The sequence below is a fragment of the Pseudenhygromyxa sp. WMMC2535 genome, assembly GCF_011083025.2.
This window is the reverse complement of record NZ_JABJWV010000031.1, coordinates 1-8,660: the sequence shown is the minus strand read 5'-3', so window position 1 is coordinate 8,660 and position 8,660 is coordinate 1. Positions and strand designations below refer to the sequence as shown.

12 protein-coding genes and 2 pseudogenes are annotated in these 8,660 nt (G+C 73.1%); 10 read left to right on the top strand and 4 right to left on the bottom strand.

Annotated elements, in window-relative coordinates:
• The 7 genes and pseudogenes from G6O69_RS39025 to G6O69_RS42730 all read left to right on the top strand — a co-directional run.
• The coding region (locus G6O69_RS39025) for an ATP-binding protein (RefSeq protein ID WP_217910188.1) at nucleotides 1-678 on the top strand (678 nt) is incomplete at its 5' end.
• Nucleotides 608-1,180, top strand: coding sequence for a chemotaxis protein CheW (locus G6O69_RS42745; RefSeq protein WP_176397467.1), 573 nt, complete (start codon nucleotides 608-610; stop codon nucleotides 1,178-1,180). The genes G6O69_RS39025 and G6O69_RS42745, both read left to right, overlap by 71 nt.
• A gap of 193 nt (nucleotides 1,181-1,373) precedes the next feature.
• Entirely contained in the window at nucleotides 1,374-1,787 is a 414-nt protein-coding gene (locus tag G6O69_RS39015; RefSeq protein WP_176397466.1) for a chemotaxis protein CheW, read from the top strand.
• Nucleotides 1,784-2,224, top strand: coding sequence for a response regulator (locus G6O69_RS39010; RefSeq protein WP_176397465.1), 441 nt, complete (start codon nucleotides 1,784-1,786; stop codon nucleotides 2,222-2,224). The genes G6O69_RS39015 and G6O69_RS39010 overlap by 4 nt, the downstream gene beginning before the upstream one ends.
• Nucleotides 2,225-2,253: 29 nt before the next feature.
• Nucleotides 2,254-3,186: pseudogene (locus tag G6O69_RS42740) on the top strand (chemotaxis protein CheB); the annotation flags it as partial.
• A gap of 430 nt (nucleotides 3,187-3,616) precedes the next feature.
• Nucleotides 3,617-3,724, top strand: a complete 108-nt coding sequence (locus tag G6O69_RS42735; RefSeq protein ID WP_346017180.1) for a CheR family methyltransferase — start codon at nucleotides 3,617-3,619, stop codon at nucleotides 3,722-3,724.
• Entirely contained in the window at nucleotides 3,700-4,137 is a 438-nt protein-coding gene (locus G6O69_RS42730) for a CheR family methyltransferase (RefSeq protein WP_346017179.1), read from the top strand. The genes G6O69_RS42735 and G6O69_RS42730 overlap by 25 nt, the downstream gene beginning before the upstream one ends.
• Before the next feature lie 561 nt (nucleotides 4,138-4,698).
• On the opposite strand, the gene G6O69_RS41800 is transcribed toward G6O69_RS42730, so the two are convergent.
• On the bottom strand, nucleotides 4,699-5,634 hold the full coding sequence (locus G6O69_RS41800; protein WP_346017177.1) for a chemotaxis protein CheB: 936 nt from the start codon (nucleotides 5,632-5,634) through the stop codon (nucleotides 4,699-4,701).
• Here G6O69_RS41800 and G6O69_RS41355 point away from each other — a divergent pair.
• Nucleotides 5,622-6,149, top strand: coding sequence for a hypothetical protein (locus G6O69_RS41355; RefSeq protein WP_255216879.1), 528 nt, complete (start codon nucleotides 5,622-5,624; stop codon nucleotides 6,147-6,149). The two genes, G6O69_RS41800 and G6O69_RS41355, sit on opposite strands and share 13 nt — an antisense overlap.
• A gap of 224 nt (nucleotides 6,150-6,373) precedes the next feature.
• Here the strand turns inward: G6O69_RS41355 and G6O69_RS42725 are convergent, their stop codons facing one another.
• Complete coding sequence (locus G6O69_RS42725; protein ID WP_346017178.1) at nucleotides 6,374-6,610, bottom strand: hypothetical protein; 237 nt, start codon at nucleotides 6,608-6,610, stop codon at nucleotides 6,374-6,376.
• Here G6O69_RS42725 and G6O69_RS42720 point away from each other — a divergent pair.
• On the top strand, nucleotides 6,578-6,970 hold the full coding sequence (locus tag G6O69_RS42720; RefSeq protein WP_346017181.1) for a hypothetical protein: 393 nt from the start codon (nucleotides 6,578-6,580) through the stop codon (nucleotides 6,968-6,970). The genes G6O69_RS42725 and G6O69_RS42720 overlap by 33 nt on opposite strands.
• Nucleotides 6,971-7,178: 208 nt before the next feature.
• Here G6O69_RS42720 and G6O69_RS42715 read toward each other — a convergent pair.
• Together G6O69_RS42715 and G6O69_RS38975 are read right to left on the bottom strand one after the other, a co-directional pair.
• A pseudogene (locus tag G6O69_RS42715) lies at nucleotides 7,179-7,292 on the bottom strand (chemotaxis protein CheW); the annotation flags it as partial.
• A gap of 624 nt (nucleotides 7,293-7,916) precedes the next feature.
• Complete coding sequence (locus G6O69_RS38975; protein ID WP_176397460.1) at nucleotides 7,917-8,261, bottom strand: chemotaxis protein CheW; 345 nt, start codon at nucleotides 8,259-8,261, stop codon at nucleotides 7,917-7,919.
• Between the two features lie 134 nt (nucleotides 8,262-8,395).
• Between G6O69_RS38975 and G6O69_RS38970 the strand changes: the two genes are divergently transcribed.
• On the top strand, nucleotides 8,396-8,623 hold the full coding sequence (locus G6O69_RS38970) for a hypothetical protein (RefSeq protein WP_176397459.1): 228 nt from the start codon (nucleotides 8,396-8,398) through the stop codon (nucleotides 8,621-8,623).
• Nucleotides 8,624-8,660: the final 37 nt, after the last annotated feature.

The window sequence follows — 8,660 nt, the reverse complement described above, 5'->3', positions numbered from 1 at the left end:
GGCAAAGATCCGCCGCCGGGCCGCGAAGCTCGGGTGGAGCGCGGAGGCCCTCGACGCCCTCGACGAGCGGGCGCTGCACGAGCTGCTCTTCGTCCCGGGTTCAGCACGCGCAGCGAGGCCGGCAAGCTCTCCGGTCGCGGCGTGGGCCTCGACGTGGTCCGGACCAACATCGAGCGCCTCGGCGGGACCATCGAGCTGCACAGCCGCCTCGGGCGTGGGACCACGGTCCGGGTCAAGATCCCCCTGACCCTGGCGATCGTCCCGGCGCTGATCGTGACCTGCGCCGGACAGCGCTTTGCGATCCCCCAGGTCAACCTGATCGAGATCGTGCGCGTGCCGGCGGCGGCTCGCCGCGAGCGCTTCGCGACGATCCACGGGGCGGCGGTCCTGCGCCTGCGCGGGCACCTGCTGCCGATGACCGCCCTCGCCCGGGCCCTGGCCCTCGGCGAGGGCCGCGGCGGGCCGAGCGAGCCGAGCTCACGGGTGAGGGCGCCAGCGAGGGCGAGCCGCGAGACGCGACGGTGGTCGTGCTCCAGGCCGACGAGCAGCGCTACGGCCTGCTCGTCGAGGCCGTCCACGACACCGAGGAGATCGTCGTCAAGCCGCTGTGGTCGGTGCTCGACGAGCTCGGCTGCTACGCGGGCGCGACGGTGCTCGGAGACGGCGCGGTCGCGCTGATCCTCGACAGCGTCGGCCTGGCCGCGCGCGCGGGCCTGCTCGACGAGGTCCTCGCGGGGGAGCAGGAGCAGCCCAGCGCGAGCTCGTCGAGGAGCCGGCGCGGCGGCGCGGGAACGCCACGGCCGGCCCGCAGCGTCAGTACCTGCTGTGTCGCAGCGCCGGCGCCGAGCGCCTGGCGATCCCCCTGGCCGAGGTCTCGCGCCTCGAGGAGATCCACGCCTCGAGGGTCGAGCGCATGGGCCCTCAGGAGGTCATCCAGCACAACGAGGAGATCGTGCCCCTGGTCCGGCTCTCGCGGCTGCTCGGAGGAGAGCTCGGCGCGGGGGCGCGCGCCGAGGCGCCTGGGGAGATCGGGGGCGAGCTCGATCGCCTGCAGCTGGTGATCCACCGCGTCGACGGCCGGCCCGCGGGATCATCGTCGACGAGCTCCTCGACATCATCGAGAGCGGGGCGCCGGTCCAGCGCCCCGCGGCTCGCCCGGGGGTGCTCGGCTCGCTGGTGATTGACGGCCAGGTCACGGAGCTGCTCGACGTCGAGGGCGCGCTGCGCCTGGGGACCTCGAGCTTCTCGAAGGAGCACACACGATGATGACGAACCACGCGGCGTCAGGTCTGCACCTGTTGGATGGCCGGGCAGCACCTCGGCCTGGAGATCGAGCACGTCCAGGAGGTCCTGCGCGTGCGCGCCATGACCCGGTGCCGCTGGCTCCGCCGGCGGTCTGCGGGCTGATCAATCTGCGCGGCGAGATCGTCCCGGCCCTGGATCTGCGGGTCTGCTTCGGCCTCGCCAAGCGGCCCTTGGCCTGCGCGGAGATCGGCGCGGGCTCGGCTGTGCCCGGGGACGAGGACGCGGCCGAGAGCGAGGCGCACAAACCTGGTCTTGCGGACCAGCGAGGGCCCGATCAGCCTGGTCGTCGACGAGATCGGCGACGTGCTCGAGCTCGACGAGCTCAGCTGCCAGCCGCCGCCGCCGAGCCTGCGCGGCCGGGCGCGGGCGCTGATCCGCGGCGTCCACAGCTCGACGAGGGCCTGCTGCTCCTGCTCGACGCCGCGGCTCTGCTGGCGAGCGCGCGCGGAGAGGTCCAGGCCGCGGAGGAGCGCACGCCGTGAAAGGTGGCTCGCTTGCGCTGCTCGTCGAGGACAACCGGACGACCCGCCGGGTGGTCCGCAGCATGCTCGAGGAGCTCGGCTTCGTGGTCGCCGAGGTCGCGAGCGCCGGCGAGGCCCGGCGCTTCGTGGCCGGGAGCTCGAAGCTGCCGCGGGTGGCCTTCGTCGACTGGGGCCTGCCCGACGCCGAGGGCGTCGACCTGATCCGCGAGTGGCGAGCCCAGCCTCGCATGCACCGCTGCGCCCTGGTCATGTTGACGATCCGCGCGCAGATCGAGGCGATCAACGAGGCCCTCGAGGCCGGGGCCGACGAATTCGTGATGAAGCCCTGCACCGTCGAGGGTCTGGCGGCCAAGCTCGAGCTGCTCGACTTCCCGAGCTCGATCGCTGCGAGGTCGGGCCCGTGGGCGCGGGGGACCTGCCTCCGCGGCGGCTGCTGATCGTCGACGACTCGGCCATCGCCCGGCGGATGATCGAGCTCGCCTTGCGTGGGCGCGAAGACGTCGAGCTCGTCGGCGCCGTGGCCAACGGTCGCGTAGCCCTCGAGCGGGTGCTCGCGGAGCAGCTCGAGCTGCTGATCCTCGACCTCGAGATGCCTCAGATGGACGGGATCGAGCTGCTCCGCGAGCTGCGCGAGGTCTCGCCGAACACAGAGGTGATCGTGTTCAGCAGCCACAGCCAGCGCGGCGCCGAGCAGACCGTGGAGGCCCTGCGCCTCGGGGCCCGGGACTACTGCTCAAGCCCGAGCGCATGGACAGCATCGAGCAGAGCCTCGACTACGTGCGCGAGCAGCTCGGCCGGCGGATCGAGGCCCTGGGGAGCGAGCCATGCCCGCCCTCGCCGCGCCGCCCCCCGTGGCCTCGGCGCCCGCCTTTCAGTTCACGCCGGCGCCCGGCGAGTGGGTCGAGCCCGAGGTCTTGCTGATCGCCGCGTCGACGGGCGGCCCGATGGTGCTCACGCAGCTGCTCACCGCCTTGCCAGGGCCGCTCGCCGTGCCCGTGGTCGTGGTCCAGCACCTGCCCGAGGACTTCATCCCGCTCTTCGCCGAGCAGCTCGCCGAGGCCTCGGGGCTGCACGTCAAGGTCGCCGAGCCCGGGGAGATCGCGACCGCGGGCGGGGTCTGGCTGGCCCGGGCACCGCCCACCTGCGCCTGCGCCGTGACGAGCGCGGGCTGCTGTGCTTCGAGCACAGCCGCGGGCCGCGGATCCACGGCTGCCGACCTGCGGCCGACGTGCTCTTCTCTTCGGCGGCGCGCAGCGTGGGCGACCGCGCCGTGGCCGTGGTGCTCACCGGCATGGGCACCGACGGCTGCGAGGGCGCGCGCGAGCTGGTCGCCGCGGGCGGCCGGGTGTTCGCGCAGGATCGAGACAGCAGCGTGGTCTGGGGCATGCCCGGCGCCGTGACCCGGGCGGCCTCGTCGAGCGCGAGCTCGAGGCCGACGAGCTCCCGGACGCCTTGGTCGCGCTCGTGGGCGAGCTCGGTGCGCAGGAGGGTCGACAGTGATGGGCACGGCCCCGCGCCCGAGCGCGCCTTGGGCGCCGAGCAGCTCGACTTGCGGGCGGTCATGGTCGCCGAGCACACGGGCGTGCAGCTCTCGGTCGGTGAGGTCGGGATGGTCGAGGCGCGGCTGCTCGAATTCATGCGCGAGCGCGGGCTGAGCCTCGAGCAGGTCCTGGTCGAGGCCGCCTGCAACCGCAGGGGCGCGCTCGCCCGCGAGCTCGCCGAGCGCTTGACCAACGCGGAGACCAGCTTCTTTCGCGACCCGCTGCTCTTCGACGAGCTGCGCACCTGGGTGCTGCCGAGCTGCTCGACGCGGCCCGGGGCGGGAGCCCGTGGTTTTTTGGTGTGCGGCCTGCTCCACCGGGCAGGAGCCCTACAGCCTGGCGATGTTGCTCGCGACTGTTTCCCCGAGGCCCTGGCCGCGGGCCGGGTGCGGCTGATCGCCACCGACGTCTCGCGCCGCAACCTCGAGCGCGTGCGCGCCGGCTGCTACACCCGCGGCGAGATCAACCGCGGGCTGCCGGCGGCCATGCTCGTGCGCTGGTTCGAGGACGAGGGCGGCTGCTGGCGGATCCACCCGCGGCTGCGCGAGCTCGTCGAGCTGCGCCACCTGAGCCTCATCGATCCTGGCCCGCGCTGCCGAGCGTCGACCTGCTCTTGCTGCGCAACGTGCTGCTCTACTGCCCATGGACCGCCGCGAGCTCGCGCTCGCCCGCGCGGCCAGGCAGCTCGCCCGGACGGCCTGATGGCCGTGGGCGGGGCCGAGATTCTCCCGATCAAGTCCGCCTTCGAGGCGGTCCAACGCAAACGCTGGCGCTTCTACCGACCTACTTCGACCGCTACGCCTCTCTAAGGAGTGAAACATGTCCGAGCAACCGCGACCTCCGCTGTCCTCGAGCGCCCGGCTTTCGCCGCGGCCATGCTCGATTCCCTCGCCACGCCGTGATCCTGCTCGATCCCGCCTGAGTATCCGCTACCTCAACACCGCGGCCCTGCGCGCCCTCGAGGCCCTCGGCCCCGCGCTGCCCTGGACCGCGGTGTTGATGGTAGCGGATACTCAGGCCGGGATCGAGCAGGATCACGGGTGGGCGAGGGAATCGAGCATGCCGCGGCGAAAGCCGGGCGCTCGAGGACAGCGGAGGTCGCGGGTTGCTCGGACATGTTCACTCCTTAGAGAGGCGTAGCGGTCGAAGTAGGTCGGTAGAAGCGCCAGCGTTTGCGTTGGACCGCCTCGAAGGCGGACTTGATCGGGAGAAATCTCGGCCCCGCCCACGGCCATCAGGCCGTCGTCCGGGCGAGCTGCCTGGCCGCGCGGGCGAGCGCGAGCTCGCGGCGGTCCATGGGCCAGTAGAGCAGCACGTTGCGCAGCAAGAGCAGGTCGACGCTCGGCAGCGCGGGCCAGGGACGATGAGGCTCAGGTGGCGCAGCTCGACGAGCTCGCGCAGACCGCGGGTGACCGCCAGCAGCCGCCCTCGTCCTCGAACCAGCGCACGAGCATGGCCGCCGGCAGCCCGCGGTTGATCTCGCCGCGGGTGTAGCAGCCGGCGCGCACGCGCTCGAGGTTGCGGCGCGAGACGTCGGTGGCGATCAGCCGCACCGGCCCGCGGCCAGGGCCTCGGGGAAACAGGTCGCGAGCAACATCGCCAGGCTGTAGGGCTCCTGCCCGGTGGAGCAGGCCGCACACCAAAAAACCACGGGCTCCCGCCCCCGGGCGCGTCGAGCAGCTCGGGCAGCACCCAGGTGCGCAGCTCGTCGAAGAGCAGCGGGTGCGAAAGAAGCTGGTCTCCGCGTTGGTCAAGCGCTCGGCGAGCTCGCGGGCGAGCGCGCCCCTGCGGTTGCAGGCGGCCTCGACCAGGACCTGCTCGAGGCTCAGCCCGCGCTCGCGCAATGAATTCGAGCAGCCGCGCCTCGACATCCCGAACTCACCGACCGAGAGCTGCACGCCCGTGTGCTCGGCGACCATGACCGCCAGCAAGTCGAGCTGCTGGCGCCCAAGGCCGCGCTCGGGCGCGGGGCCGTGCCCATCACTGTCGACCCTCCTGCGCACCGAGCTCGCCCACGAGCGCGACCAAGGCGTCCGGGAGCTCGTCGGCCTCGAGCTCGCGCTCGACGAGGGCCGGCCCGGGTCACGGCGCGGGCATGCCCAGACCACGCTGCTGTCTCGATCCTGCGCGAACACCCGGCCGCCCGCGGCGACCAGCTCGCGCGCGCCCTCGCAGCCGTCGGTGCCCATGCCGGTGAGCACCACGGCCACGGCGCGGTCGCCCACGCTGCGCGCCCGCCGAAGAGAAGAGCACGTCGGCCGCGTCGGCAGCCGTGGATCCGCGGCCCGCGGCTGTGCTCGAAGCACAGCAGCCCGCGCTCGTCACGGCGCAGGCGCAGGTGGGCGGTGCCCGGGGCCAGCCAGACCCCGCCCGCGGTCGCGATCTCCCCGGGCTCGGCGACCTTGACGTGCAGCCCCGAGGCCTCGGCGAGCTGCTCGGCGAAGAGCGGGATGAAGTCCTCGGGCAGGTGCTGGACCACGACCACGGGCACGGCGAGCGCCCTGGCAAGGCGGTGAGCAGCTGCTGTGAGCACCATCGGGCCGCCCGTCGACGCGGCGATCAGCAAGACCTCGGGCTCGACCCACTCGCCGGGCGCCGGCGTGAAATGAAAGGCGGGCGCCGAGGCCACGGGGGGCGGCGCGGCGAGGGCGGGCATGGCTCGCTCCCCCAGGGCCTCGATCCGCCGGCCGAGCTGCTCGCGCACGTAGTCGAGGCTCTGCTCGATGCTGTCCATGCGCTCGGGCTTGAGCAGGTAGTCCCGGGCCCCGAGCGCCAGGGCCTCCCACGGTCTGCTCGGCGCCGCGCTGGCTGTGGCTGCTGAACACGATCACCTCTGTGTTCGGCGAGACCTCGCGCAGCTCGCGGAGCAGCTCGATCCCGTCCATCTGAGGCATCTCGAGGTCGAGGATCAGCAGCTCGAGCTGCTCGCGAGACCCGCTCGAGGGCTACGCGACCGTTGGCCACGGCGCCGACGAGCTCGACGTCTTCGCGCCCACGCAAGGCGAGCTCGATTCATCCGCCGGGCGATGGCCGAGTCGTCGACGATCAGCAGCCGCCGCGGAGGCAGGTCCCCCGCGCCCACGGGCCCGACCTCGCAGCGATCGAGCTCGGGGAAGTCGAGCAGCTCGAGCTTGGCCGCCAGACCTCGACGGTGCAGGGCTTCATCACGAATTCGTCGGCCCCGGCCTCGAGGGCCTCGTTGATCGCCTCGATCTGCGCGCGGATCGTCAACATGACCAGGGCGCAGCGGTGCATGCGAGGCTGGGCTCGCCACTCGCGGATCAGGTCGACGCCCTCGGCGTCGGGCAGGCCCCAGTCGACGAAGGCACCCGCGGCAGCTTCGAGCTCCCGGCCACGAAGCGCCGGGCCTCGCCGGCGCTCGCGACCTCGGCGACCACGAAGCCGAGCTCCTCGAGCATGCTGCGGACCACCGGCGGGTCGTCCGGTTGTCCTCGACGAGCAGCGCAAGCGAGCCACCTTTCACGGCGTGCGCTCCTCCGCGGCCTGGACCTCTCCGCGCGCGCTCGCCAGCAGAGCCGCGGCGTCGAGCAGGAGCAGCAGGCCCTCGTCGAGCTCGTGGGACGCCGCGGATCAGCGCCCGCGCCCGGCCGCGCAGGCTCGGCGGCGGCGGCTGGCAGCTGAGCTCGTCGAGCCGAGCACGTCGCCGATCTCGTCGACGACCAGGCTGATCGGGCCTCGCTGGTCCGCAAGACCAGGTTGTGCGCCTCGCTCTCGGCCGCGTCCTCGTCCCCGGGCACAGCCGAGCCCGCGCGATCTCCGCGCAGGACAAGGGCCGCTTGGCGAGGCCGAAGCAGACCCGCAGATCCAGGGCCGGGACGATCTCGCCGCGCAGATTGATCAGCCCGCAGACCGCCGGCGGAGCCAGCGGCACCGGGGTCATGGCGCGCACGCGCAGGACCTCCTGGACGTGCTCGATCTCCAGGCCGAGGTGCTGCCCGGCCATCCAACAGGTGCAGGACCTGACGCCGCGTGTTCGTCATCATCGTGTGATGCTCCTTCGAGAAGCTCGAGGTCCCCAGGCGCAGCGCGCCCTCGACGTCGAGCAGCTCCGTGACTGGCCGTCAATCACCAGCGAGCCGAGCACCCCGGCGAGCCGCGGGGCGCTGGACCGGCGCCCCGCTCTCGATGATGTCGAGGAGCTCGTCGACGATGATTCCCCGGGGCCGGCCGTCGACGCGGTGGATCACCAGCTGCAGGCGATCGAGCTCGCCCCGATTCTCCCCAGGCGCCTCGGCGCGCGCCCCCGCGCCGAGCTCTCCTCGAGCAGCCGCGAGAGCCGGACCAGGGGCACGATCTCCTCGTTGTGCTGGATGACCTCCTGAGGGCCCATGCGCTCGACCCTCGAGGCGTGGATCTCCTCGAGGCGCGAGACCTCGGCCAGGGGGATCGCCAGGCGCTCGGCGCCGGCGCTGCGACACAGCAGGTACTGACGCTGCGGGCCGGCCGTGGCGTTCCCGCGCCGCCGCGCCGGCTCTCGACGAGCTCGCGCTGGGCCTGCTCCTGCTCCCCCGCGAGGGACCTCGTCGAGCAGGCCACGCGCGCGCGGCCAGGCCGACGCTGTCGAGGATCAGCGCGACCGCGCCGTCTCCGAGCACCGTCGCGCCCGCGTAGCAGCCGAGCTCGTCGAGCACCGACCACAGCGGCTTGACGACGATCTCCTCGGTGCGTGGACGGCCTCGACGAGCAGGCCGTAGCGCTGCTCGTCGGCCTGGAGCACGACCACCGTCGCGTCTCGCGGCTCGCCCTCGCTGGCGCCCTCACCCGTGAGCTCGGCCTCGCTCGGCCCGCCGCGGCCCTCGCCGAGGGCCAGGGCCCGGGCGAGGGCGGTCATCGGCAGCAGGTGCCCGCGCAGGCGCAGGACCGCCGCCCCGTGGATCGTCGCGAAGCGCTCGCGGCGAGCCGCCGCCGGCACGCGCACGATTCTCGATCAGGTTGACCTGGGGGATCGCAAAGCGCTGTCCGGCGCAGGTCACGATCAGCGCCGGGACGAGCGCCAGGGTCAGGGGATTCTTGACCGGACACGTGGTCCCACGCCCGAGGGCGGCTGTGCAGCTCGATGGTCCCGCCGAGGCGCTCGATGTTGGTCCGGACCACGTCGAGGCCCACGCCGCGACCGGAGAGCTTGCCGGCCTCGCTGCGCGTGCTGAACCCGGGGACGAAGAGCAGCTCGTGCAGCGCCCCGCGTCGAGGGCGTCGAGGGCCTCCGCGCTCCACCCGAGCTTCGCGGCCCGGCGGCGGATCTTTGCCGGGTCGACGCCGGCCCGTCGTCGCTGATCTCGAGGTTGACCAGGCCGCCCTCGTGAAAGCCCGG